23 protein-coding genes are annotated in these 25,612 nt (G+C 36.9%); 11 read left to right on the top strand and 12 right to left on the bottom strand.

From position 1 onward, the window contains the following. Nucleotides 1-16: 16 nt before the first annotated feature. The 12 genes from prsR (HS1_RS01820) to HS1_RS01765 form a co-directional block, all read right to left on the bottom strand. Nucleotides 17-1,399: a PEP-CTERM-box response regulator transcription factor gene (gene prsR / locus HS1_RS01820; RefSeq protein WP_066060462.1), complete on the bottom strand. Its 1,383-nt coding sequence runs from the start codon at nucleotides 1,397-1,399 to the stop codon at nucleotides 17-19. 88 nt (nucleotides 1,400-1,487) lie between these two features. Then, nucleotides 1,488-2,039 (bottom strand): Uma2 family endonuclease, encoded by a 552-nt coding sequence (locus tag HS1_RS01815; protein WP_066060461.1) that lies wholly within the window; start codon nucleotides 2,037-2,039, stop codon nucleotides 1,488-1,490. A gap of 31 nt (nucleotides 2,040-2,070) precedes the next feature. After that, complete coding sequence (gene prsK, locus HS1_RS01810) at nucleotides 2,071-3,984, bottom strand: XrtA/PEP-CTERM system histidine kinase PrsK (RefSeq protein ID WP_172793629.1); 1,914 nt, start codon at nucleotides 3,982-3,984, stop codon at nucleotides 2,071-2,073. Nucleotides 3,985-4,148: 164 nt separating this feature from the next. After that, nucleotides 4,149-6,437, bottom strand: a complete 2,289-nt coding sequence (locus HS1_RS01800) for a tetratricopeptide repeat protein (RefSeq protein ID WP_082757543.1) — start codon at nucleotides 6,435-6,437, stop codon at nucleotides 4,149-4,151. Between the two features lie 98 nt (nucleotides 6,438-6,535). Beyond that, a complete protein-coding gene (locus HS1_RS01795; protein ID WP_066060457.1) occupies nucleotides 6,536-7,357 on the bottom strand; it encodes a CpsD/CapB family tyrosine-protein kinase in 822 nt (273 codons plus the stop codon). A 35-nt stretch (nucleotides 7,358-7,392) separates the two neighbouring features. Beyond that, nucleotides 7,393-7,521, bottom strand: a complete 129-nt coding sequence (locus HS1_RS13855; RefSeq protein WP_420886053.1) for a four helix bundle protein — start codon at nucleotides 7,519-7,521, stop codon at nucleotides 7,393-7,395. After that, the gene (locus tag HS1_RS01790; RefSeq protein ID WP_082757540.1) at nucleotides 7,518-8,942 is read right to left on the bottom strand and encodes an XrtA system polysaccharide chain length determinant; all 1,425 of its coding nucleotides are present in this window, start codon (nucleotides 8,940-8,942) and stop codon (nucleotides 7,518-7,520) included. The genes HS1_RS13855 and HS1_RS01790 overlap by 4 nt, the downstream gene beginning before the upstream one ends. Before the next feature lie 8 nt (nucleotides 8,943-8,950). Further along, nucleotides 8,951-9,532: a polysaccharide biosynthesis/export family protein gene (locus HS1_RS01785; RefSeq protein ID WP_066060455.1), complete on the bottom strand. Its 582-nt coding sequence runs from the start codon at nucleotides 9,530-9,532 to the stop codon at nucleotides 8,951-8,953. A gap of 73 nt (nucleotides 9,533-9,605) precedes the next feature. Next, nucleotides 9,606-11,453, bottom strand: a complete 1,848-nt coding sequence (gene glmS, locus HS1_RS01780) for a glutamine--fructose-6-phosphate transaminase (isomerizing) (RefSeq protein ID WP_066060454.1) — start codon at nucleotides 11,451-11,453, stop codon at nucleotides 9,606-9,608. An 82-nt stretch (nucleotides 11,454-11,535) separates the two neighbouring features. Then, complete coding sequence (gene nusG / locus HS1_RS01775; protein WP_066060453.1) at nucleotides 11,536-12,036, bottom strand: transcription termination/antitermination protein NusG; 501 nt, start codon at nucleotides 12,034-12,036, stop codon at nucleotides 11,536-11,538. 101 nt (nucleotides 12,037-12,137) lie between these two features. Next, nucleotides 12,138-14,303 (bottom strand): PEP-CTERM-box response regulator transcription factor, encoded by a 2,166-nt coding sequence (prsR, locus tag HS1_RS01770; RefSeq protein ID WP_066060452.1) that lies wholly within the window; start codon nucleotides 14,301-14,303, stop codon nucleotides 12,138-12,140. Between the two features lie 179 nt (nucleotides 14,304-14,482). Then, nucleotides 14,483-15,346, bottom strand: a complete 864-nt coding sequence (locus tag HS1_RS01765) for a sensor histidine kinase (RefSeq protein ID WP_066060451.1) — start codon at nucleotides 15,344-15,346, stop codon at nucleotides 14,483-14,485. Between the two features lie 219 nt (nucleotides 15,347-15,565). Between HS1_RS01765 and HS1_RS01760 the strand changes: the two genes are divergently transcribed. From HS1_RS01760 to HS1_RS13295, 11 genes are all read left to right on the top strand, one after another. After that, a complete protein-coding gene (locus tag HS1_RS01760) occupies nucleotides 15,566-15,961 on the top strand; it encodes a cytochrome c family protein (RefSeq protein WP_066060450.1) in 396 nt (131 codons plus the stop codon). Nucleotides 15,962-15,964: 3 nt separating this feature from the next. Further along, a complete protein-coding gene (locus HS1_RS01755) occupies nucleotides 15,965-17,809 on the top strand; it encodes an ATP-binding protein (protein ID WP_066060449.1) in 1,845 nt (614 codons plus the stop codon). Nucleotides 17,810-17,875: 66 nt separating this feature from the next. After that, nucleotides 17,876-18,109: a DUF465 domain-containing protein gene (locus HS1_RS01750; protein ID WP_066060448.1), complete on the top strand. Its 234-nt coding sequence runs from the start codon at nucleotides 17,876-17,878 to the stop codon at nucleotides 18,107-18,109. Next, the gene (ilvB, locus tag HS1_RS01745) at nucleotides 18,106-19,818 is read left to right on the top strand and encodes a biosynthetic-type acetolactate synthase large subunit (RefSeq protein WP_066060447.1); all 1,713 of its coding nucleotides are present in this window, start codon (nucleotides 18,106-18,108) and stop codon (nucleotides 19,816-19,818) included. Before HS1_RS01750 ends, ilvB begins: the two co-directional genes overlap by 4 nt. A gap of 18 nt (nucleotides 19,819-19,836) precedes the next feature. Then, nucleotides 19,837-20,319, top strand: coding sequence for an acetolactate synthase small subunit (gene ilvN, locus HS1_RS01740; RefSeq protein ID WP_066060446.1), 483 nt, complete (start codon nucleotides 19,837-19,839; stop codon nucleotides 20,317-20,319). Between the two features lie 16 nt (nucleotides 20,320-20,335). Continuing rightward, nucleotides 20,336-21,331, top strand: a complete 996-nt coding sequence (gene ilvC, locus HS1_RS01735; protein ID WP_066060445.1) for a ketol-acid reductoisomerase — start codon at nucleotides 20,336-20,338, stop codon at nucleotides 21,329-21,331. 4 nt (nucleotides 21,332-21,335) lie between these two features. Next, nucleotides 21,336-21,950, top strand: a complete 615-nt coding sequence (locus HS1_RS01730) for a phosphatidylserine decarboxylase family protein (RefSeq protein WP_066060444.1) — start codon at nucleotides 21,336-21,338, stop codon at nucleotides 21,948-21,950. Beyond that, nucleotides 21,947-22,693, top strand: a complete 747-nt coding sequence (gene pssA / locus HS1_RS01725; RefSeq protein WP_066060443.1) for a CDP-diacylglycerol--serine O-phosphatidyltransferase — start codon at nucleotides 21,947-21,949, stop codon at nucleotides 22,691-22,693. Before HS1_RS01730 ends, pssA begins: the two co-directional genes overlap by 4 nt. Continuing rightward, complete coding sequence (leuC, locus tag HS1_RS01720) at nucleotides 22,684-23,946, top strand: 3-isopropylmalate dehydratase large subunit (RefSeq protein WP_066060442.1); 1,263 nt, start codon at nucleotides 22,684-22,686, stop codon at nucleotides 23,944-23,946. Before pssA ends, leuC begins: the two co-directional genes overlap by 10 nt. A gap of 10 nt (nucleotides 23,947-23,956) precedes the next feature. Beyond that, nucleotides 23,957-24,451 (top strand): 3-isopropylmalate dehydratase small subunit, encoded by a 495-nt coding sequence (locus HS1_RS01715; protein ID WP_066060441.1) that lies wholly within the window; start codon nucleotides 23,957-23,959, stop codon nucleotides 24,449-24,451. 564 nt (nucleotides 24,452-25,015) lie between these two features. Beyond that, nucleotides 25,016-25,612: IS110 family transposase (locus HS1_RS13295; protein ID WP_172793628.1), on the top strand; the 597-nt coding region annotated here is incomplete at its 3' end.

The raw sequence follows: 25,612 nt of genomic DNA, 5'->3' as shown, positions 1-25,612 counted from the left end.
GTAAAGTTTTCTGACATTAGAAAGTTTTTATCTTTATGTCATATTTTCTAATCAATTCATAAACACTGGCTCGGCTAATACCAAGTTCAGTAGCAGTGTGAGTAATATTATAATTATTTTTCCTTAAGGCCTTAATTATTATTCCTTTTTCAAATCTTTCCCTTGCCTTTTTCAGAGACAACTGACCTAGAGGTATCCCATAGGATATAGAATCTGAATCAAATTCTAAATCTTTAGGGAGAATATAATTTCCTTCTGCCGTAATGATTGCCCTTTTTATCTTATTTTGAAGCTCCCTTATATTTCCTGGCCAATTGTGCTGACAGAGGGCATCTATAGCCTCTTTTGAAAAATTTATGGGTTTTTTCCCAATATCTTTACAATACTGATACAAGAAATACTTTGCCAGAATTAATATATCTTCACCCCTATCTCTGAGGGGAGGAAGTTCAATATTTAGTGTGTTTAAACGATAATAAAGGTCTTCTCTAAATTCTCCCTTTTCAATTGCCTGCTTTAGATTCTTATTAGTGGCAGCAATAATTCGGACATCCAATTTTATAACCCTTCTTCCTCCAATCCTCTCTATAGTGTGTTCCTGAAGGAATCTAAGTAATTTTACTTGAAGTGGGAGTGTCAATTCAGAGACTTCATCCAAAAAGACACTTCCTCCTTGGGCAAGTTCAAGTTTTCCCTCACGGGTAATATGTGCCCCTGTAAATGCACCCTTTTCATAACCAAAGAGTTCACTTTCTAGTAAGGTCTCTGGTATAGCACCGCAATTTATTACCACAAAAGGATTATTTTTTCTCTGGCTTAAAAGGTGGATGGATTTGGCAATGGATTCCTTTCCTGTTCCACTTTCTCCCTGGATTAATACTGGAAAGTCAGTTAGAGCTACCTTCCTTACCAAAGAAAAAACTTTTTGCATCTTTTGGCTTTGGCCTATTAGACCTTCCAAAAATTTATCTCCCTCAGCCTTTCTTTGAAGAAATTCTAAGTTTTCATGTTCAAGCCGATATATATGGAAGGCACGCCTTATGATAACCTTAAGCTCATCTACATCTACAGGTTTATAATAGAAGTCATAGGCACCCATCTGAATGGCCTTTAGTGCATTCTCCTTTTCTGTATTTCCGGTTATAACAATGACTTTAGTATGAGGGTTAAATTTTAATATATCTTCTAAAAGCCCAAGACCTACTTCAGGGCTGTCAGGTTTAGGTGGAAGGCCTAAGTCCAAGGTTATAACCTTTGGTCTCTCTTTTTTTAAAAGCTGACGGGCAATGGGGACATCATGGGCAATGAGGACGTGGTAATCTTTCAATAAGGCCCATTTAATTTGCTTTGCAATGCCTTTATCGTCTTCAATAATCAGAATCTTATCCTTTTCGTCCATTTCGCTCTCTATGCTTTGGTTAACAGGGCAAAAATCCCAGAATGATAAAACTATTCAAAGGGAATTAACTATTTAACTAAACATTGATTTAGAATACCTTTTCTAAGTTAATTTCAAGGTCTTTTAAAACCAGAGAATTGATAGCACCTGTTTCTTTTGCTGTTTGGATGAGTCTAAATTGACTACCTTCATTTTGATAAATTTCTATGCTTTTTCTCTCTGGATGGACAATCCAGTATTCCCTTACACCACTTTTTTCGTAGACTTCATATTTTCTACCAAGGTCGTAATAGGCAGTAGCAGGAGAGAGGAGTTCTATTATAAGGTCTGGGGCACTTTCTATTTTAGTTTCACCAATGATATTAAGCCTTTCTTTTGAAATAAAGATAATATCGGGTTGAAAGGTATCTTCTTCGGTTAGGTAAACATCTATGGGGCTATAAAGAACTTCTCCTAAATCATTCTTTTCCACATGCTGAACTAATAAAGACACTATTTTTCGCGAAACTATTTGATGATAGGGTGTGGGAGTTGGGGTCATAATTAATTCTCCACCAATAAGTTGATAAGGGGCGCCTTCAGGAAGCTTTGCATAATCTTCATAGGTATATTTCTTCTTTTTTGGAATTGCTATAGCCATGTTAGTTTTTTAATATCCGTGGACTTATTTGTCAAACCGGGAGTTTAACCGTGAAGGTGCAGCCTTTCCATTTTTCACTCTCTACCTCAATTTTTCCTTTATGGGCATCTATGATGGTCTTGCATTGAAAGAGTCCAATGCCTAACCCCTTGCTTTTTGTAGAGTGGAATGGTTTGAAAAGATACTTTTCTTTAAATTCTTTATCCATCCCTGGTCCATTATCAGAAATAGAAAAGACTACCCATCCGTTTCTGGAATATGTATTGATTTTTATTTCTCCTCTATTTCCATTGGCCTCCAAGGCATTTAGCATAAGATTTGTAATTACTTTCTTTAATTGCTCCTTATCGGCTTTTATAACAGGTATATCTCCAAAATATTTCTTGATATTTATGTCCTTGCTATTTAGTTTAGTGCTATCCACAACTTCATTGATTAAGTTATTTAAATCTATCTGCTGCAAATTAATTTTAAGCCCTCTTGGAGCTGAAGATAACTTTGCCATTAAGACCTTCATCTTTGAGACACTGTTAGAGATGGTATCTAATAAATCCTTCTTAAATTCAGGCTCATCAAAGTATTTTCTGGCATTTTGAAGGCTCAAAGATAATGTATAAACCAGGTTTTTAAGGTCGTGCACTATAAAAGAAGATAGTCTATGAAAGGTCTCTTGTTCTTTGATTTGAATCAGCTTATCAGAAAGACGGACATTTAGTAGGGCATTTGAGGCCTGAGCAGCAATGGATGTTAATAAATCAAAGTCATCCTGAATAAATCCCTTGCCACTAAATTCAGGTCCAATAGCAATTATACCTATGAAATTATCCCCAACTATCATAGGCACACACAGTGAAGCCCTTGCCTTTTCAAAAAATTCTCTATTTTCTTCATAAACTTTGCTATTTTCCTTTTTAAGAGATTCTTTAAGGATAAAAGGTCTGTTTTTTAAGGAGGAGATGAAATCTTTATGTTCTACTTTAAAGTCGACTTTGGCAAGCCCTTTGGAAGAGGCTATTTGCAAACTTTCATTTTCTTCATCATAAAGCCAGATTGATAGCTGCTTTACATACATGGCTTCAGATAGAAGCTCTAATGTAGCATTGCATATCTCAGATGCAGTAAATTTGTTGCTCAACCTGTTTGAAAAATTTAGCCACTGAGCCCTATAGTCATATTTATCCTTATAAAAGTGTCTGGATATAAAGTATCTTACCTTCCGCTTCACTGTATCAGAGAGCAAAACGATTGATAAAATAAGGACAGAAATAAAGATGATAGGTATTTCCCATAAGTATCCTAAATCTATGCCAAGTTTTCTTGCCAATTCCCCCATTAGACCTAAGGAAAGGAAATATATGCCTACAAATATTACCGTCAATGAAGTATACACTGCATAACGGGACACAAATACATCTACATCCAAAAAGTGGCGTCTTACTGAGGCAAATACAATAAGGGAAAGGGAGATGAGGATAATTACTGAATGGATAGGGATAAAGTGTAAATCAATTGTCCTGTAAAGCAGCCTCTGTCCAGTAATAAAGATAAAAGAGGCAAATATAGAGCCCAAGCCAAGCATGGCATATTTTATTTGCCACCTTACTGCCCCTTTTGAAGAAAAAAGGATGCCTTCTAACTTAGAAAGGATAAATATCATGGAAAAACAGAGAAAGAGATAAAAATAATAGCCTAACCTTTCAATCCTAAAGAGAAAGTCGCTTAAGGGCGTAATGAAAAATTCCCTTTGAGAAAAGGCCATAAAAAATAGAGATGTAGCATAGAAAATAGAGATGACCAGCTTATCCTTGGTCAAAATTTGCCTATCTTTTTTGGCAAATGCATAGATAAAGAGTATCCAGTTTGCTGGAAGGAGACATTCGCCTACCCTGGCCATACGTATCCAGAACAGGGGAAGGATGCTACGCAGTGCTATAAAATTAGCCATTTCTATAAAACCAAGAGAAAACAGCCCCAATGAAAAGCTGAGGTTCAGTGGATGTCTGGCATTTCTAGAAAGGACAAAAATGGCCAAAATAGCACATATTAAAGAATTTATGAGTGGGAAAATGGACATTATTCAGTTTATTGAGTTCACACAGTTTCTGTGTTTTATTCTTTTAGTTGTTTGAGGGCTTGTTTGGCTTCATCTGCCTGGGGGAATTTTTGGTTGATATTAAGGGCCTTTGTCAGAAACTTTTTTGCCAGCTCCTTTTCCCTTTTTTTAAAGTATGCCATACCTAAATGGTAATTAATAATGGGATGATTGGGTAATTTTTCTAGTGCTTCTTGAAAAAGAGAGATAGCCCCATCAGACATATTCTTTTTATAATACACCCATCCCAAGGTATCAGAAACCGCTGGGTTATCAGGCAACTGCTGCTTGGCAGTCTGTGCCAAATTTAGGGCCTTATCCAGGTTTTCACCACCTTCTGCATACAGCCAGGCCAAATTATTGGCTGCAGGTGCAAATTTAGGATTTATGTTTAAAATCTCTTTATACTCCTCTATGGCCTGTTTATCATTTCCCTTGGTTTGATACAGGAGGGCCAAATTCATGCGTGCCGGAATAAACTTAGGATTCTTTTCAATGGCTTTTTTACATTGAGCTATGGCTTGACCAACCTTTTTACTTTGCACATACAGGCCTGCCAGACCCATATAAGGTGAAAGGAGATTGGGATTGATAGAAAGTGCCTTTTTAAATTGCTTTTCTGCATTTTTGGTATCACCTTTTGAAGCATAGATATTTCCCATAAGACTGTAGATAAATGGGTTATCAGGGACTATTTTTAAATGTTCCTTACACTTTGAAATAGCCTTATCGGGGTTTTTCTTATAAAGGTATATGGTAGCTATATGGCTTAAGGCCTTTACAGACCTAGGATTTAATTTCAGTACCTTTTCAAATTGAGAGAGTGCCTTATCATATCTCTTTTGGGCCTCTAAAACCAGTCCTAATCTGTAATACCCCACAGGATTTTCAGGTGCTTTTTTGATGACCTTTTTAAATTCCAAAGAGGCATTATCCAAATTTCCTTGATATAAATAGGCATTTCCTATAACAACATGGGCATTTATCTCTTGAGGTCTTATTTCTAACACCCTTTTTGCATGCGCTATGGCCAGATCAAAGGCCCCACTTCTAAGGTGAATTTCACTTAAAATGAGATTTGCCTTATAGAGCATAGGATTATAACTTATTGCCTCATTAAATTCTGCCTTAGCTTGGTGTATATTTCTTTGATTCATATAGCACAGCCCTAGAAAATAGTGGGCCTCACTAAACTTTGGCTCATCCTTTATAAGTGTCTGAAGGAGTTCTGTAGCCTCACTTATTTTCCTTTGCTTTATAAGCAGTTGACCTTTAAGGAGTCTTGCCCCCAGGTCTTTGGGTCTTTCCTTTAATATCTCTTCTATAACAGTTGAGGCCTTATCTAATTTATCTTGCTTGAGGTAGATTTGCCCAAGATTTATCTTTGCCAAATTAAGTTTGGGATTTAATGCCAAGGCCTTATTGTAGTGCTTGATTGCCTTTTCATTCTCACCCCTTGTCCTATAAAATTCCCCTAGTACCATAAATGGGCGGACATCATTGGGGTCAATCTCGGTAGCCTTTAAATATAGTTCTTCCGCCTTTTTGAATTCCCGTTGATGTCTATAAAAATTTCCTAACACTACATAAGGCTTGAAATTTTTAGGCTCAATTCCTATGGCTGACTTATAAGCCTTTTCTGCCAAAAGTGGCCTTTTGGTGGCCATATAAAAATTTCCTAATGTCAGATATCCACTAATTTCCTGGGGATTTATCTCTATAGCTTTCTTTAAATATCTTTCAGCCTCTGTAAATTTTCTTTTTAAAGAAACTAAAGTTGCCAAGATAAAATAGGTTTGTTGCCTTTTAGGTCTTAATTCTAGCACCTTTTTAAAGATTTCTATGGCCTTATCTATCTCCTTTTTCTGAATATAAACATTCCCTGAAAGGATAAGGGCCTCCAGGTTTTTTGGCTCCTGAGAAAGGACCAAGTCTGCCTTTTCCCTTGCCTTTTCTGGGAGCCTGGAAAGCAGAAATAGATTTCCCAGTTTAAGATGGGCATCCAGATTCTTTGGGTCTAATTCTACCGCCGCCGAAAGTGACTTAAAGGCCTCCCTTCCTTTTCCTGTATTCAGGTAGCAAAGTCCTAATTTATAATAGACCTTAGCATTTTTGGTGTCTAACTTGAGCACATTTTTATACTCAATGATGGCTTCCTTATATTTACCCTCTGAAAAATACTTTTGGGCCTTCTCTAGATGTCTTGCCCTTTTTTCTGCAGGACTGCTGCAGGCTACTGAAATAAGCACCATACATATTAGAAAAGTACTTAAGATTGCTAAATTTTTCCTACCTAAATTCATCATTGCTCTATGCCTTGATTACTTTTTTACCTTATTGATAGCAACTAAGCTATAAAATAGCTATTTCTCACCGTTATGGTCTATTTGGTTATTGTTTGAGACTAATAGTATTTATAATGGGAATAGTATTTATTGGTCAGAGATTTCTCTACGCCATTTAACACAACACCCAAGAGTCTTTCTTTCTCTATCTCCTTTATAGTATTTAAGACCAAATTCCTGTTTGTCTTTCCTGCCCTAACTACTAGTATTACCCCTTCCACTTGGGATAATAACACCATAGTTTCAGAAGTAAGCTGAAGTGGGGAAGAGTCAAAGATAATATACCTGTCATTATATCTATTCTTTAGTTCTTGAATGAGTTCTTTCATTCTTTCAGAGGCCAAAAGGTCTGCAGGATTAGAAACCTGCTTTCCGCTAGGAAGCACAGAGAGCTTAGGGGTTTTTGTTTTTAACAAGATTTCAGGGATGGTTACCTGGCCTAGCAAATAATCGCTTAAACCCCTTTGAGGAGAAAGATTAAATAATTTGTGAATCTCTGGCTTTCTAAAATCACAATCTACCAGCAAGACATGCTCCTTAACCCCCTGAGCGATACTAATGGCCAAATTGACTGCAACTGTAGTTTTACCTTCCAAAGGAACACTACTGGTAACAAGGATGGTCTTAGGTGGAGTGCCATTTTTTACATACAAGATTTTGGACTTTAATATCCTAAATTGTTCAGTTGCTAAGGCATAAGTATCTTTGTAATATCCTTTTTTCTTTTTAATAATGTCCTTCTCGGCCTTTGGTAGTGTTGGAGCCTGAACTTCTATATTCTCAACCCCGCTTTCTCTCTTAGGGGTCGATTTGGGTAAACTTCTGTTAATTAGGTAACGCTCTCTTTCTGCTTTTTCTAAGGCATCATGGATTTTTCCCATTGTCCCTCCAAATGGTTAGGTTATTACATCATTTGTCATTGGGTTGCTTTTTTTTCTTGATAATGGAACCGGCCAAAGCCCTCTGCCATATTGGCAGTCGCCGATATTGCTGCCCTGCGCATTTGCGGTATCAAGGCACGTTCCTCATGACCAAAAAAGTTTATTTTTTCTTAATCACTGGGATACTAGCTAAAACTGGTATACCTAAGTATTCTTCAACTTCTTTGGGATTCCTGAAGGAATTATCCAACATCTCCACTACAAATGCTAGACCAAAACCACAGCCTAACCCCAAAAAGATACCTATTGGAAAGAGTCTATAAGGATTAGGCTTATAGGGTATTTTGGGTAATACCGGTGGGTCTAATATCCTGAATTGTTCTCCTTGTTGTCTCCTTTCTAAATTTTCTGCCTGTTTTGCATGCATCTTTTTTTGCAGTAACTCTTCATAAAATCTTTTGGTATTATTGTAATCGCGCGTCAGATCAGCCAATTGGAGTTCTACGTGAGGAGTTTGCTCAAGCCTTTTTTCATAAATGGAAATCTGTTTCTTTAACTTAACCTCCTCTTCTTTAAGACGCTTGACCTCCATATTTATGGTCATTAGCTGGCTTTTCAATTCCAATACTCTTGGATTTAGCATTTGAACCTGCTGTATTTCTTGATTTTCTTTGTTGTTTGATTCTAATTGTTTTTTTAGTTGATTGATTTTTTCCTTTAGCTTCCTAATTTCTATGTGATTGTCGGTATATATATTTTTTAATGCCAAAAGTTGATTTTGGGCTGCTACTAATTGAGATTGAACAGAGGAATTAGGTGTTATAACCTGATTTTCTGTATCAGGATATACAAATCGGTCTAGGCTAGCAAGTTGGTGTTGTAAGAAAGTCTTTTGATTTTCTGCGATATTTATCCTTTCCATAATTGTTTGCCTTCTTTCACAAAGCTGTCTAAGCATAGCCAAATTGGATTCCCTCTGTTCAGGAAGGCTTTCTATGTGTTTAGATTTAAATGCAGTAATAGCCTTCTCCTGCTGTTTTAATTTTTTTTCAACTAAGGCGAGTTCATGAGAAAGGAAGTCTGTAGTTATCTGTGCTTGCTGTTGTCTGGTTTTAAGATTCTCTTCAATAAATAAAGAGGCTAGTTTGCTAGTTACCCTTCTTACAGTTTCAGGGTCTTTCCCCTGGTAATAGATCCTAAACGAACTCTCTCCCTTTTCTTTTATTTCAATATCTTTTCGCATTTTGGCTATAATTTGTTCTATGGGTGTTGTCTTTCTAAGCTCGGGATAAAGATTTAATTCATTTATGATGGTCTCTAGGCGGGTGCGACTGAGTATCTCTTCGGTTATGGTCTTAAGACGGTATTGGATGGGGGTAGTTACTGTAGGTTTTACATAGTCTTGTGGAACTTTCTGAGGAAGCACTAAAATCAAGGTATCAGAACGATAAATCTTAGGAAGTTTCCAATATAGGCCAGTGGTAAGGATAAGTGAGAGAATAAAAGGTATAATAATAAACCATTTTCTTCGAATCGCTGTATCAAGGTATTCCCTTATGGGAAAGACTTCTTCTTTATCCATCATTTACTCTCCTAAGGAACTACGATTGTATCACCTGGTAAAATCCAGATATCTTCCTTTTTGCCTTCAAGTATTCCCTCATAATCTACCTTTATTTTCCTCCGTTTACCATTAATTTGCCTTATGATATAAATATCATCTACATCAGCCCATTCACTAAAACCCTCTCCTAAAGAAATGGCTTCTAAAAAGGTGGTTTTAGCAGTTAGGATTTTCACCCCAGGTCTATTAACGTTTCCAATTATATTAACCTTGTATCCTTTAACTTCTGTAACTGTTACTGTCACGTCTACTATCTTATAAAATTTACTTAGTTTTTTAATCAGATTTTTCCTCAACTCCATTGCGGTTAGGCCTGCTGCCTGGATATCGTTTATCAAAGGGAGTGAAATCTTTCCATCTGGACGAACAGGCACTGTCCTTGAGATAGTTTCTTCTTCCATAATGTCGATTAACAACATATCCCCAGGACTGATAATGTAGTTCCTCAATATCTGTTCTGCTTGTTTGTTATCTATAGGAAGGGTTCCAGCGCACCCTCCAAGGAAGGCAAATATTAATCCCCATAAGAGAAGCAAAATGGGCCTCTTCATTTGTTACCTCCTGTGTTATGGGTTTCCAAGGGTCGTGTAATCATACAATGTTTGAGCTCTATTACCGCTCTTTTTATTCTACTGTGACACTCTTTGCCAAATTTCTGGGTTTATCCACGTCGCATCCCCTTTTCACTGCTATATAATAAGCCAGAAGCTGCAGAGGTATGGTAAATAAGATAGGTGTGAGTTCATTTAATACCTTAGGCACATAAAATACATGATCGGCCTTTTCTATTATATTTTTATCTCCTTCAATAGCTATTGCTATAACAATGCCCCCACGGGACTTTACCTCTTCCATGTTAGATATAATCTTTTCATAAAGCTGGTTTTTGGGGATCAATATTACTACTGGAAGAGAACTATCAATTAGGGCAATAGGACCGTGTTTCATCTCTCCTGCAGGGTAGCCCTCTGCATGAATATAGGATATTTCTTTTAGCTTTAAGGCACCTTCTAAGGCAATAGGATAATTAATGCCCCTTCCCAGGTAAAGAAAGTTTGACTTTTTATAGAATAGATTCGCTAGCTCATCTAATTCAGATGCCCTTTTTAAAATGGTATCCGCATCCTCAGGGATTTTTTCAAGGGCTTTAAGGCATCTTTTACATGTTTTTTGATCAATCAACCCTTTAATACTTCCTAAATAAAGGCAAAAGAGATATAAGGCTGCCAGTTGGGTGGTAAAGGCCTTGGTAGAAGCAACTCCAATCTCTGGGCCTGCATGGGTATAAATTGTTCCTTGGGAGCATCTAGTGATGCTGCTTCCTACTACATTGCATATAGAGATTATCTTTGATTCCTTATTTTTTGCATAGGCTATAGCCCCAAGGGTATCAGCGGTCTCTCCAGACTGGCTAATAGCTATCACTAGGGAATTTTTATCTAAAAGGGGTGACCTATATCTAAATTCTGAGGCAATATCTACTTCAACCGGGACGAGACAAAGTTTCTCAAGCATATACTTTCCTATTAAAGCAGCATGATAAGAGGTTCCGCAGGCCACTATAAATACTTTTTTTATCTTCCTTAACTCTTTAGGAGATAAATTTATTTCATCTAACAATATCTTCCCATTACAAACCTTGGCTTTTATAGTATCCCTTATGGCCTTTGGCTGCTCATAGATTTCCTTTAGCATAAAGTGGTCATATCCATTCTTTTCTATGGAAGCCACATCCCAGGAGATTTTGACTATGTCTTTTTTAACTTCTCGCTTTCTTCTTAAAGGACATATCTTAAAGCCCTTTTTGTCTAAAACTACCAATTCCCCATCTTCTATATATATTACACCTCTGGTATAGTTTAAGATGGCAGGCACATCTGAGGCTAAAAAATATTCATTGTTTCCTATTCCTATAATCAGGGGACTCTCATTTCTTGCAGCTACTATCTTATTTGGATCATCTATTGAGATAACACCAATGGCATAGGAACCCTTTACTTTCTTTAGTGCATTTTTAACTGCATCTTCCAAGCTTCCATCCATAAATTCCTCAATAAGATGGGCAAGGACTTCAGTATCTGTATCTGAATTAAATCTATGCCCCTTAGATATAAGAAATTCCTTAAGTTTCTTGTAATTTTCAATTATCCCATTGTGTACCAAAGCTATTTTTCCTTTGCAGTCTAGATGGGGATGGGCATTTTTTTCACAAGGCCTTCCATGGGTAGCCCAGCGGGTATGACCTAGACCTATATGAAAGTTGTGATTATTTGACCACCAATATCCATCATTTTCTACTTTTACCTTCAAATCTTTGATCTTTCCCTTAACCTTTAAAACGTTTATTTCTCTTTTAGCGTTCATAAGGGCAATACCCGCTGAATCATATCCACGATATTCTAGTCGCTCCAATCCCTCAATTAAGATAGGAAGAACGGGCCTTTTTCCGATGTAACCTATAATTCCACACATGGCATTTGCTTGAGTTTCTCTATTTTTAGTAAATCATAATTAGGTTATTATTTTGACCCAGTGACCTAATAACAGAATTAAGCTATATTGGTTCTACATCAGCTTCATGTATTTCGGCGGATACAGACTGTTTAAGCAAGTCTATTGAGATAATTAATCTGTGTTTATTTGGTTTGGTTCTTAGTAAAATACCCTCACAACCTGCAAGAGGGCCATCAACTATTCTTACTTTTTGTCCTATTTTAAGATAAGGGTAAGGTCTTATCAATACATCGTTTTTAAGTAATTTCTGGAGTGAGACTATCTGATTTTCAGGTATAGGAGTAGGCTTTCCATTGTTACTCAAAATATAAGCTACCCCTGGGGTTTTTATAATTTCTAGGTGTATGTAAGGGTTTAAATCTATATTTACAAACAAATAACCTGGGAAAAGAGGGCGTTGTAACTTCTTTTTTCGATCCTTGCGTCTACTCCACACCTCCATTTTGGGAAGAAATGCATGAATAGACTTCTCAACCAATCTTTCATACACCTTTTGTTCATGACGGCAAGAGGTATATACTCCATACCATTGCAAGGACATAGCTCCGCCTCCGTAAGTTACATTTTGTATTTTTATTTGTCTGCCTTGCCGCAAGCAGACCTATTAATTTCCAAATTTTTTTTCAGCTTAATCACATGTGGCTACAATTTGTAAATATAATCTGCAATAGCCTTCCTATGAGCATATTTCATTTCTACAAACTCAACTCCCAGCCTATATGTATACTCATTTTTAAGCTTTACTAACCACCTTACTACTCCCACAGCCTTAACTACTAGTTTTGGCAAATGGGATGGTAAGGATAACTTCATATCCAATACGCTATTAGGAGCAATGGGGGTTTCTACAGGAAAAGATACTCCACTATAACTTATATCAATGGTGTTTGTTTCTCCCTTTAATGGAGATTCGCCCTCAACTAAGACCCATTGAATAGGCAATTCACAGCTTACCCGCCACTGCTTCCTTTTCTCAACACCTATACCCTTTCCCTCATCATCCCTCCAATATTTCCTTCTCTCCTTACCCTGGGGAACAGACTGAGAGAGCTCTTCAATGGTATCTTCTAGTTCCTCCAGTTCAAAAGGCTTTTGCAAATAGGCATCGGCTCCTTCTTCCTTAGCCTTATCCATAACCTCCTTTTCTGTAGCAGTGGTTATAATAACTACCTTAGCCTCTGGTATCCTTTCTTTGAATTTTTGTAATACATAAAAACCATCTTCTAAAGTATCTCTTCTAGGTGGTAAATATAGTTCCAGCAAAATGACATCTGGCCTCTTTTCTTTTTTTAGATAGGTAAGAGCATCATGTCTATCTGCTGCTTCAAACACTTCATAATGTTTTTTAAGGTGCCAAACCAACTCAATTCTAAGAGCCTTGTCACTTTCTACCACCAATATCTTTAATTTAGACATTATATTTCTCCTTGGAAATTCTAATTGGCCTTTATAAGATGGCATAAACTTCTCTTTACTTATTCCATACTTCTTCATCAATCTCCTGATAACTATTCTATGTGTACCTAGCTCCCGAGCTGTGTGGGTTATATTTCCCTTATTGTTTCTTAAGGCCGTGATTAGGTATTCTTTTTCTACGTCTTGCTTGGCATGCCTTAACGAAGATTTATTGCGGTAACTATTTTTTGTCTCCAATCCCAAATCTCCTGCAGAAATAAGGTTATCCGAAGACATAGCAATGGCCTTTTGAATCCTATTTTTCAATTCCCTAACATTACCTGGCCAATCGTGCTGAAATAGAGCATTTTTTGCCTCTGAACTAAGCCTTTTTCCTTCACTATATTTTTTTAAGAAATAATCTGCCAGAAGTAATATATCACTGCCCCTCTCTCTTAGGGGAGGTATTTTAATAGATATCATGTTTAGACGATGATATAGATCTTCTCTAAAGGAACCCTTTGTCACACCTAATTTTAAATCTTTATTAGTTGCTGCAATCACCCTAGTATTTACCTTTTTTGGAGATACCCCACCTATCCTCTGTATCTTCGATTCTTCTAAAAATCTTAAGAACTTTGCCTGAAGGGAAATGGGAAGGTCACCAATTTCATCCAAAAATAGGGTGCCTTTTTCAGCTAATTCTATCTTTCCTCTCTTGGTTCTATATGCACCTGTAAAAGAGCCTTTTTCATAGCCAAAGAGTTCGCTTTCTAAAAGCCCTTCAGGGATAACAGTACAATCTATTACTATAAATGGACCTTCTTTCCTAGGGCTTCGAGAGTGTAAGGCTCTGGCAATTAGCTCCTTACCTACCCCAGTTTCTCCCTCAATCAAGATAGTATAATCAGTTGGGGCTGCTTTGTTTATAATAGAGAACACCTGGCACATCTGAGGACAGTTTCCAATAATACCTTCGAAATTCCATCTTTTCTCTAATTCTTGATGCAAAGCCTTATTCTCTCTTTCAAGCTTTTGTATATATAAACATCCTTTTATCAGCACTTTTAAATCGTCAATATTGAAGGGTTTGGTAATATAAGCATAAACTCCCATGTCTACTGCACTAAGGGCATCTTTATTATCATTGCTGCCTGTAATTACAATGACCTTGGTATTATTCCTTATTTCTAATATGCGTTGGAGAATATCCATTCCTATTTTGCTACTATAAATATCTGGTGGAAGATATAAATCTAGAAGCACTAAATCTGGTTTGGTATATTTAAAAACACTTAAAGCCTCGTCTCTATCTCCTGATGTAAACACTTGATAATCATTTTTAAGGAGTTCCTTAAGTTGGTTTCTCATATAGCTATCGTCTTCTACAATTAAAATACGTGGAGTTGTCATGATAAACCTCCTTATCGCAATATCTATGCCAAAAATAAAAGTAAGGTATTTCTTGAAATTTTAAGTAGTATCGTTGGAGAAAAGTGGAACATTTTGTTTCACTTCATGACGATAATTTTCCATTTGACCAATCAAAATATAGATAAACCTTAAGTGGAACTTTTTGTTCCACTTAATTTCTAATCAGGGTTATCTTTAGCCACAGGTAAAAGAACAAAACACTCTGTTCCCTGTGTTGATTTATTTTTTAAGCTTATTTTCCCCTTGTGCTTTTCAATAATCTCCTTACACTGGTAAAGACCAATTCCCAATCCCTTCTTCTTAGTGGTTTGAAAGGGCTTAAATAGGTTGTTAAGGATCTTTTCTGGGATTCCACAACCTGTATCACTGATGCAAATTTTAATATACTTTCCTCCTTTAGTAAGGTCAGCACTAATTAATAATTCCCCACCGGCAGGCATAGCCTCTACAGAATTTTCTATTAGGTTATAAAATGCCATTTGGAGACTATCATCACAATTTACGGGAGGAAGAATAGGTAGATGCTCAGTGACCCGGATATGAGGAACCTTAAATCTACTTAATACATCTTTAATCAAAGAGCTAATATCACACCTCTTAAATCTAAGCTCTAAGTCATCCGGCAATCTAGAAAATTTAGCTGCTATTTGTTTTATATTTTCAATCTTAGCAATAATAGCATCAATATGAGGTTTTAAAAAATCCGCCTGCGGAGAGGTCTGAAAGGCATGAACAGCTAAAGAAAACGACGTTCCTAGGTTTTTCAAGTCATGGATAATAAAAGAGCCAAATTTATAAAGCATAGCTAACTTCTCATCTTGGATGATTTTTTCTTGTGCCAATTTCAGTCTTTTTTGATAATGATGTAATTTCTGATTTGTCTTTTTCAATGCCTCCTGGCACTTGGCTTCTGATACTTCTAACTCAGCAATTCGCCGATATACCTCTGTTAGCTCATTTATAAGTTCTTCTTTGGTCTTATTTGTAAATCTTCGCTTGGTAAAGAGGTTCTTCTTTTTCACTTTAGAAATTTTCTTATTATTTTTATAATTAAAAGTTATATCAATTAAGAAAAAAAATCAAGGAAAATTTTACCCCCAAAATCCGTAATAATTTTAAAATAAAACCCACAAACCTGTCTGCGGGCAGAAATAAAAAATGGGTTGTTATATGGTCCAGCCAAAGTGTTGTCCTTTCCAGTTTAAAATGATAATATATTTAACAATAAGGAGGAGACGATAATGATTGTTTTAATAATTATTTTGTTTTTGGCTTCGGAGGTATTAGCAGAACAGGCAGTTTATGTGGGAATGGATAAGTGTAAGGCTTGCCACTCGAAGATCGTAAAGGAGTATTCTGGTTTTAAACGTTCTAGGAATTTCCGTATCTTAGAAATGAGGGGAAAAGAACACGACCCACAATGTTTACCCTGTCATACTACAGGATATGGCGAACCTGGTGGGTTTGTGAGTGTAGAAAAAACCCCACATCTCAAAAATGTGCAGTGTGAAACATGCCATGGACCTGCCAGTCTTCACTTAAAGGCTACCACCTTGGAAGAAAAAAGAAAGACTGTAAAGGTTCCTCACAATATCTGCACCAAGTGCCATACTCAGCATGGCCATAGAGAATTTTAGGAGATGGATAGCCTATTTTACAGCTTAAGAACCAAATTAATCACTAGTGTGGGTTTGGTTTTGATTCTTATCTTGGCTAGTTTTAGCCACAGAGATATGAAAACCCACGAAAGATTCTTCTTGGAAGAAGCAAGAAAAAAAGCTCGTGATGTCACTGATACAGTTATGAAGAGTATAGAGTACCCCATGTTAGATGGTGAGATGGAATATGTCCAGGCCATTTTAGAAAGAGTAAATGCCCTAAAGGATTTGCGTGTAATTAGTCTTTGTAATTCGGATGGTGTAATTAGATATAGTGGAAATCCTGAAAGGATAGGTAAGATCACAAGTTCTAAGCGTGCCTTAGAGGCCTTACGCACCCATACTCTAACCAAAGGATTAGAAAAACGTTTTGGAGAAAAGATATATCGCTATACTGTGCCTATTTTAAACGAAAAGGCCTGCTATAAATGTCATGGTAGTGAGAAAAGAATATTAGGTGCTTTAACCATGGCATTTGTCTGGACTCCGGTTGAAAAAAAGCTTAATAAACATCGTAATGAACTTATCATTAATTTTTTTATTTCAGTAATATTATTAATTGGGTTGATTACTGCTCTTTTACACTATATGGTCATTATCCCAGTCCGAAGGCTTACTACTGCCGCCAAAGCCATTGCCGCTGGGAATCTTGAAAAACAAATTCCAGCTTCTAAGTCAAAGGATGAAATAGGAGAGTTGACTTCCAGTTTTCGGGAAATGCAGACCAGTCTGATTAAGCTGACTTCAGATTTAAAAACATCTAGAGATAAATTAAGAAGAATGTATGATTTTCAAAAAAATCTTATCGAAAATTCCATTGATGCCATTGTAGGCACTGATGAAGAAGAAAACATTGTGATTTTTAATGAGAAGGCGGAATTGATGTTTGGTTATTCTGCAGAAGAAGTAATTGGAAAAATGAAAATGAATGAACTTTATCCTCCTGGAATAGCCAAAAAGGTAGAAAGAGACTTGTATCAGAGGAAATTTGGCGGAATAGGAAAGTTAGCCAATTATGAAACTGTGGTTCAAAATAAAAAAGGGGAACAAATAGCAGTATGGCTTTCAGCAGCTGTGTTATATGAAGAAAGTGGGCAAAAAATAGGTACCGTGGCTGTATTTCGTGATTTGACAGAAAGAAAAGAACTAGAGAGAAAAATACTCCATTCAGAAAGATTGGCCACTATTGGACGAGGTGTTTCTTACATTTGCCATGAAATCAAAAACCCTCTTATAATAATTGGTGGATTTACATTGCAAGTGCTTCGCTCCATCAAAGATGAAAAAAATAAACAAAAGTTACAAATAGTTATAGATGAGATTCAAAGATTAAACCAATTTCTTATGGATATTAGGGATTTTACTAAAATTGCCAAACCCCATTTGAGTCTCTGTTCTATAAATGATATTATAAAAGAGGTTTTTTCTTTAATAGAACCTAGCCTTAAAGATAAAGAAATAAGATTTATCCACTCATTAGACCCACATATTCCAGAAACTCTGTTAGACCCCAGACAAATAAAACAAGTATTAATCAATATCCTCAAAAACAGTATTGAAGCCATGCCTGATAAAGGTGAATTAAGTGTAACCACAAAACTAAAAGATGATAATATTGAAATCATTATCAAAGATACTGGGAAGGGTATTCCACCAGAGGATTTAGAAAAGATATTTGACCCTTTTTATACCACTAAACCAAAGGGGTCAGGACTTGGTCTTGGTATTTCTAAAGAAATTATAGAGAATCATGGAGGAACTCTTAAATTAGAAAGCGAATTAGGAAAGGGCACAACCTGTATAATAGACCTTCCCATTGAACGATAAATATATTCCCAAATATTGACAGAACCCCGATTATATGAATATAAAACTTCTTTTAAGGAGGTCAGGATGGAACAAAAGGAGATAGACTTAATCAGCAAGTTGATAAATAAAGACCAGGAGTTGAAAAAATTGTGGGAAGAACATTTAGAATTAGAGGAAAAAATAGAAGAATATAATAAAAGAGTTTATTTAACACCAGAAGAGGAGTTGGAAAAAAATAGGTTAAAAAAGATTAAACTAGCTGGTAAAGACAAAATTCTTGCCATTTTAAAAAAATATAAAAGGGAAATGGGGATATGAAACTAACAGGAGCACAAATACTCATTGAAAGTTTACTTAAGGAACAAGTAGAAGTTATTTTTGGTTTGCCTGGAGGAGCTATTATAGATGTTTATGATAGGCTTTATGATTCTCCTATTCGCCATATTTTAGTTCGTCATGAACAAGGGGCTGTGCATATGGCTGATGGTTATGCCAGGGCTACAGGTAAAGTAGGTGTGGCCATGGTAACTTCTGGTCCTGGAGCAACAAATACCGTTACTGGCATTGCTACTGCTTATATGGATTCTATTCCTATTGTGGTTATTTCAGGACAAGTGCCTACCAAGCTGATTGGGAATGACGCCTTTCAGGAAGCAGATGTGGTAGGAATTACTCGTCCTTGCACTAAACATAATTATTTAGTCAAAGATGTAAAAGACCTTGCTCGGATTGTAAAGGAGGCTTTTTATATTGCTAAATCTGGGCGGCCAGGACCTGTTTTGATTGATTTACCAAAAGATATCCAACAGGCAAAGACAGAGTTCCAATATCCAGGAAATTTAAATTTAGCAGGTTACAAACCTACCTATTATGCCAATATTAAACAAATTAAAAAGGCAGCTCAACTCCTGGCAAAGGCAAAAAAACCAGTAATTTATGCAGGTGGAGGGGTAATCTATTCTGAAGGTGCTTCTGAAGAATTGCAAAAATTGGCTAAAGCTTATTTTATACCTGTGACCAATACACTTATGGGGTTAGGAAGTTTTCCAGGAGAAGATCCCTTGTGGTTAGGTATGTTGGGTATGCATGGCACATATAGGGCAAATATGGCTATTTCTACCTGTGATGTTATATTAGCTGTGGGAGCCAGATTTGACGATAGAGTTACTGGAAAATTAGAGGAGTTTGCCCCTGAAGCCAAAATCATTCATATAGATATAGACCCTGCCTCTATTAGCAAAAATGTTTCTGTGGACATCCCTATTGTTGGTGATTGTTATGATGCCCTAAAAAAGCTATCTAAGGCTCTTAGTCAAATTGACCAGGATATAGAGTGGCAAAATAAACATCAAGATTGGCTAGAACAAATTAATGCTTGGAAAGAGCGGGATGCTTTAGCTTATGAACAATCTCCTGATGGTCCTATTAAGCCCCAATTTGTGATAGAAAAACTTTATGAAATTACTAAAGGAGAAGCAATTGTAGCTACTGAAGTAGGACAAAACCAGATGTGGGCTGCTCAATATTTTAAATTTAACCGTCCACGCACCCTTCTTACCTCTGGCGGATTGGGCACTATGGGATATGGTTTCCCAGCAGCTATTGGTGCTCAGGTAGCCTTTCCTGATAAATTAGTTCTGGATATTGCAGGAGATGGAAGTATTCAGATGAATATTCAAGAATTAGCTACAGCAGTGGGCAATCATCTTCCAATAAAGGTGGCTATTTTAAATAATGGTTATCTAGGAATGGTGAGACAGTGGCAACAATTGTTTTATAAAAGGCGATATTCTCAAACCTCTTTAGAACATTCTCCTGATTTTGTTAAACTAGCTGAGGCTTATGGAGCTGTTGGTTTGAGAGCTACCAAGCCTCAAGAGGTTGAAGAGGTAATTAAAAAAGCATTGAACACAAATGCAACTGTATTTATGGATTTTATTATTGAACCAGAAGAAAATGTATATCCCATGGTGCCAGCAGGAGCACCTATTACAAAAATGCTTTTAGGTGGAACGGTTTTAGTCTAAATTAAAAAGAGGGGAAAAATGAAACATACTCTTTCCTTGTTAGTGGAGAATCAACCCGGAGTACTTTCGCGAGTAGCAGGGCTATTTAGTGGACGTGGATTCAATATAGAAAGTTTATGTGTGGCCGAAACCCTTGACCCTCAAATCTCACGAATTACCTTGGTAACGGCAGGAGATGAACAGATTATTGAACAGATAAAGAAGCAGTTAAACAAGCTTATTAATGTAATTAAAGTAATAGACCTTTCAGAAATAGAGTCCGTAGAAAGAGAGATGGCCTTAATTAAGGTAAAAGCAGAGCCCCAAAATAGAGCCGAAATTCTAAGGATAATGGAAATTTTTCGAGGGAAGATTGTAGATGTAAGTCCGCTTTATTATACTATAGAGATCACAGGTGATGCCAAAAAACTAGAGGCCTTTATTGAACTCATGCGCCATTTCAAAATCAAAGAAATTGCGCGCACAGGGACAGTAGCTTTGCCTAGAGCAAAAAAATCCTAAGAGAAAGGAGAGATAGATGAAGGTTTATTATGATACGGATGTGGACTTGGATGTTTTGAAAGACACAGCCATTGCGGTTATTGGGTACGGAAGTCAAGGACATGCTCATGCCCTGAATTTGAGGGAGAGTGGTTTAAATGTGATTGTAGGGCAGAGGCCAGGGGGGCCTAATTATCAAAAAGCTTTGGAACAGGGTTTTAAACCAGTTTCTGCAGCAGAAGCGGCCAAAGAGGCCCAATTGATTGCTATACTTACCCAGGATCAAACTCAGCCTGAACTTTATAAAAAGGAAATAGAGCCCAATTTAAAAGAGGGGAAAGCCCTTCTTTTTGCCCATGGTTTTAATATCCACTTTAACCAAATAATACCTCCAGCTTATGTAGATGTAATTATGGTTGCGCCTAAAGGCCCAGGACACCTGGTGCGCCGCATGTATGAAAAGGGTGCTGGGGTGCCGGCTTTAGTGGCTGTTCACCAAGATGCTTCTGGTAAGGCAAAAGAGCGGGCATTGGCCTATGCTAAGGGTATTGGAGCAACCCGTGCAGGGGTATTGGAGACTACTTTTAAAGAGGAAACAGAGACAGATTTATTTGGTGAACAAGTGGCCTTATGTGGAGGTATAACCAGTTTAATGCAAACAGCCTTTGAAACTTTAGTAGAAGCAGGTTACCAACCAGAAATTGCCTATTTTGAGTGTATCCATGAAATGAAACTCATTATTGATTTAATCTATGAAGGTGGTTTTAAACACATGCGTTATTCAATTAGTGATACCGCTGAGTATGGCGATTATACCAGAGGCCCCAGGGTTATAAATGAAAACACCCGTCAGGAGATGAAAAAAATCCTTAAGGATATCCAAACCGGCGTTTTTGCCAGGGAATGGATTTTAGAAAATAAGGCAGGAAGACCTGTATTTAATGCCTTAAAACGCAAAGCAGAGGAACATTTATTAGAAAAAGTAGGCGCTAAATTGCGTAATATGATGTCCTGGCTAAAGGAGAATAACTAACTTTATGCATAAATCAGGCTGGCCTTTAGTAATAAGTGCAGGAATAGTATCTTTTTTTCTTTTTTTATGGCGATGGTATATAGTAGCTATAGGAGGAGGAATCTTAACTGCTTTCTTGGCATATTTTTTCCGAGACCCTGAAAGAAATATAACTGAAAATGAAAAAGCCATAGTTTCTCCGGCAGATGGTCAGGTGGTATTTCTAGACTCGTCTCTTTTTGGCAAAGATAAAATGAAGAAAGTAAGTATTTTTATGTCTTTATTTGATGTTCATGTTAATCGTGTTCCCTTTGATGGAGAGGTTAAAAAAATTGAATATAAAAAGGGTAAATTCTTACCTGCTTATAAAAAAGAAGCCAGCAATTGCAATGAATCCAACACTATTTTTTTTTCTACACCTACAGGAGAAACTTTTATAGTAGTCCAAATTGCCGGTATATTGGCCCGACGAATTTTATGTGGTTTAAAATTGGGTCAATCAGTGAAAAAGGGTGAGAGATTTGGGATTATCTGTTTTGGTTCAAAAGTAGATTTATATTTGCCGCAGAGGGTCATTTTAAAACCCCTTTTAGGCAAAAAAGTAAAGGCAGGTGAAACTATTTTGGGGTATTGGTCATGAAAGAAAAAAAAGGAGTATACATTTTACCAAATATTCTCACTACTGCTACTTTACTTGCAGGTTTTTATGCCATAATTGCTTCACTAAATAGTGATTGGAAAATGGCCGTTATTGCCATTATAATAGCAGGTTTTCTAGATGGCTTAGATGGAAGAATAGCTAGACTTACTGGCACGGTCAGCGGTTTTGGAATTGAATATGATTCTTTAGCAGATTTGGTGGCCTTTGGCGTAGCTCCTTCTATTCTCATATTTACTTATGCTTTAAAACCATTGGGAAGGTGGGGATGGTTGGCTGCTTTTCTTTATTTGGCATGTGGGGCATTGCGTTTGGCCCGCTTTAATACTCAAGTAAAAAATGCAAGTTTACGTTACTTTATTGGTCTTCCTATTCCAGCTGCTGCCGGAGTGTTGGCTTTAAGTGTTGTCAATACCGCAGAATATGGTTTTCTTGTTAAACATACCCAATATTTTCTCCTGGGTCTCACTTATCTTCTATCATTTTTAATGGTAAGCACTTTCCATTATCAAAGTTTCAAAGATTGGGAATGGGTTAAACATAAGCCATTCCGGGCTTCAGTAGGAGCACTCCTAATTTTAGTAATCGTTATGAGTCACCCATTTTTAATTCTATGGTGCTTTTCACTCATTTATGCAGCTTCCGGTCCTGCTTTCTTTCTAGCCTATCTTACCAGAAGAGGAAAGCTAAAGATGCATCAGGAAGAAAGGAGTAAATCGGCATGACCATAACTGAAAAAATACTAGCCGCGCATGCAGGATTAGATGTAGTTAAGCCAGGACAAATTATAAAGGCTAAAGTAGATTTTGCTTTGGCTAATGATATTACTGCTCCTCTGGCCATTAAGGCTTTTAAGGCAGCAGGAGGTAAAAAGGTTTTTGATAAAGACAGAATTGCCCTTATCTTAGACCATTTTACCCCCAATAAAGATATCCCCTCTGCTATTCAATGTCAGGAAGTAAGAGAATTTGCTTATGAACAGAACATTACCCATTTTTATGATGTAGGTCAGGTAGGGATTGAGCATGTCTTCTTACCTGAAAAAGGTTTAGTTTTACCAGGGGATTTAGTGATTGGGGCAGATAGCCATACTTGTACTTATGGTGCTTTAGGTGCCTTTTCTACAGGAGTTGGAAGCACTGATTTAGGGGCAGTGATGTTGACAGGAGAGATTTGGCTGAAAGTCCCAGCTAGTACTAGACTTATTTATAAGGGCAATCTGCCTAAATGGGTGATGGGTAAGGATTTAATACTTCATACCATAGGTGATATAGGAGTGGAAGGGGCCCTTTATAAGGCCATGGAATTTGGGGGTGAAGCCATCAGTCAACTCTCTATGGATAGCAGGTTTACCATGGCTAATATGGCTATTGAGGCAGGGGCAAAAAATGGTATTTTTATTCCCGATGAAAAAACAGAAAACTATATTAGGTCACGAGCTCAAAGGAAATATTATATTTATCAAAATGATGAAGATGCTAATTATGTTTCAGTGAAAGAATATAATATAAGCAATTTAGAACCCCAAATTGCTCTACCTCATTCTCCAGGAAATGTAAGAGGTATTTCTGAGATTGGAGAAATTAAAATTGACCAGGTGGTTATAGGCTCCTGTACTAATGGAAGGATAGAAGATTTGCAAGTGGCTGCCTCTTTGTTAAGGGGGCATAAAATAGCCAAGGGAGTGAGGTGTATTGTTATTCCTGCTACACAGATGGTCTATTTAGAGGCTTTACGTCAAGGCATTATAGAAATATTTATTAAAGCCGGTGCAGCAGTAAGCACTCCCACTTGTGGTCCTTGTTTGGGTGGACATATGGGAGTATTGGCTCCAGGTGAAAAGGCTATTTCCACCACTAATAGAAACTTTATTGGCCGTATGGGACATCCACAGAGCGAGGTGTATTTGAGCAATCCTGCTGTAGCTGCCGCCTCTGCTATTGCTGGTAAGATTATTAGTCCTGAAGAAATAGAATAAGGAGGAATTTGTGGTTATCACAGGCAAGGCTTGGTGTTTTGGAGATAATATTGATACAGATATTATTATTCCTGCAAGATATTTAAATACCTCTGACCCTCAGGAATTGGCCAAGCATTGTATGGAAGGCATTAGACCTGATTTCGCTCAGTCTGTGAAAGATGGTGATATCATAATAGCTGGGCGCAATTTTGGCTGTGGTTCTTCTCGTGAACACGCCCCTTTAGCTATCAAAGCCGCTGGTATTAAAGCCATAATTGCCAAGAGTTTTGCCCGTATCTTTTATCGCAATGCCTTTAATATTGGATTGCCCCTGATAGAAGCAGAAAATGTAGTAGAGGCTACAAAAGAAGGCAATATTTTAAAACTGGATTTGGAAAAGGGTGAAGTCACAAATTTAACCAAAAACCTTTGTTTACCTATTCAACCCTTACCAGGTTTCATGAAAGAATTAATAGAAGATGGGGGATTAATTCCACATCTGGCCAAAAAGGGAAGATATTGAAGTTATCAGTGCAAGTAAACGAGGCCATCCATTATTTGAATTCCGCAAAAATTGTCCCAAAATTCATGATTGCTCTGGAAGAAACCAAGGTTTCTCTGTATTCCTAAGACAAAATCCACAGTTTCAAAATTGGAATTTTGCTTGCAAAGTGGATAAAAAAGCTACTTATCACATAGCCTGAGGTTTAAATATGGTCTAAAAAATCCAAATTTCAAAATCCAAATGTCTTAATGCCAAAACATTAAATCAGTGAGTAGTGAAATAGTGAGGGAATGAAATAGCCAAATGTAGTGGAATTGGGGTCTATAATTAAAAGTGAGAGTAAAAAATAGGGAATGAAATTAAGAAGCCTTCTTTATGTGATATAAATGATAAATGGCTAGGGGAACATTTGTGGCTAACGGGGTCAGTCAATAATGTTGAATTATTGTGACTCGGTTTGAATTGCCGGATGTTCTCCTGCCAATACCCTGTCTAATGGAAAGGTGCCTTTAAGTGGCTATTATAGACGGGATAAAGGTATTGGCAGAGCCATAAAATATCAAACATAAAGGAGGGTGAGGCGTGAAAAGGTTATCTGGAGGAATCGATATTGGCAGTGATAATCATCACATAATTATCATGGATGATGAAGAACAGATTTTGTATGACCAGAAGATAGCACACAAATTCAGTGAATTTTATAAGGCAGTTAGAGAATTTAGAGAGATTGAGAAAAGAGAAGGTGGGATAATATCATTTGCAATTGAAGGAAAGAATGGATACGGAGCACCATTTGATCGGATACTTATAGAGAGCGGATTCACCTTATACAATGTAGATAATTTAAAATTAAAACAATTTCGGAATGTATTTGGGGCAGAATGGCGTAACGATAAAAGGGACGCAAAAATGTTAGCAAAAATGCTGAAATTAAGAGATTATTTAGACGCTGAAAATGAAAAGGCATTCATTGCGGTAGAGAAGGCAACAAAAATCAATGAAAAGTTAAAGATTCTGTCTCGGCATCAACAAACCCTGATAGATGAGAAGATAAGGTTGCAAAACAGGCTTCGAAAAAGGCTATTAGAAGTATCTCCTGAGATATTAGAGATTGGTGATACAGACAGCAAGAAGATGTTGAGGCTTCTGGTAAGGTATCCTGATTTTTCGAGATATAAG

Source organism: Candidatus Desulfofervidus auxilii, assembly GCF_001577525.1.
Classification (GTDB): Bacteria; Desulfobacterota; Desulfofervidia; order Desulfofervidales; family Desulfofervidaceae; genus Desulfofervidus; species Desulfofervidus auxilii.
Note: the sequence above shows the minus strand (reverse complement) of the source record. Positions and strands in the feature narration are given on the sequence as shown.

Coding starts and splice junctions, on each gene's coding strand:
- prsR (WP_066060462.1), bottom strand. CDS start 1,399: ATGGACGAAAAGGATAAGATTCTGATTATTGAAGACGATAAAGGCATT.
- HS1_RS01815 (WP_066060461.1), bottom strand. CDS start 2,039: ATGGCTATAGCAATTCCAAAAAAGAAGAAATATACCTATGAAGATTAT.
- prsK (WP_172793629.1), bottom strand. CDS start 3,984: ATGGCTAATTTTATAGCACTGCGTAGCATCCTTCCCCTGTTCTGGATA.
- HS1_RS01800 (WP_082757543.1), bottom strand. CDS start 6,437: ATGATGAATTTAGGTAGGAAAAATTTAGCAATCTTAAGTACTTTTCTA.
- HS1_RS01795 (WP_066060457.1), bottom strand. CDS start 7,357: ATGGGAAAAATCCATGATGCCTTAGAAAAAGCAGAAAGAGAGCGTTAC.
- HS1_RS01790 (WP_082757540.1), bottom strand. CDS start 8,942: ATGATGGATAAAGAAGAAGTCTTTCCCATAAGGGAATACCTTGATACA.
- HS1_RS01785 (WP_066060455.1), bottom strand. CDS start 9,532: ATGAAGAGGCCCATTTTGCTTCTCTTATGGGGATTAATATTTGCCTTC.
- glmS (WP_066060454.1), bottom strand. CDS start 11,453: ATGTGTGGAATTATAGGTTACATCGGAAAAAGGCCCGTTCTTCCTATC.
- nusG (WP_066060453.1), bottom strand. CDS start 12,036: ATGTCCTTGCAATGGTATGGAGTATATACCTCTTGCCGTCATGAACAA.
- prsR (WP_066060452.1), bottom strand. CDS start 14,303: ATGACAACTCCACGTATTTTAATTGTAGAAGACGATAGCTATATGAGA.
- HS1_RS01760 (WP_066060450.1), top strand. CDS start 15,566: ATGATTGTTTTAATAATTATTTTGTTTTTGGCTTCGGAGGTATTAGCA.
- HS1_RS01755 (WP_066060449.1), top strand. CDS start 15,965: ATGGATAGCCTATTTTACAGCTTAAGAACCAAATTAATCACTAGTGTG.
- HS1_RS01750 (WP_066060448.1), top strand. CDS start 17,876: ATGGAACAAAAGGAGATAGACTTAATCAGCAAGTTGATAAATAAAGAC.
- ilvB (WP_066060447.1), top strand. CDS start 18,106: ATGAAACTAACAGGAGCACAAATACTCATTGAAAGTTTACTTAAGGAA.
- ilvN (WP_066060446.1), top strand. CDS start 19,837: ATGAAACATACTCTTTCCTTGTTAGTGGAGAATCAACCCGGAGTACTT.
- ilvC (WP_066060445.1), top strand. CDS start 20,336: ATGAAGGTTTATTATGATACGGATGTGGACTTGGATGTTTTGAAAGAC.
- HS1_RS01730 (WP_066060444.1), top strand. CDS start 21,336: ATGCATAAATCAGGCTGGCCTTTAGTAATAAGTGCAGGAATAGTATCT.
- pssA (WP_066060443.1), top strand. CDS start 21,947: ATGAAAGAAAAAAAAGGAGTATACATTTTACCAAATATTCTCACTACT.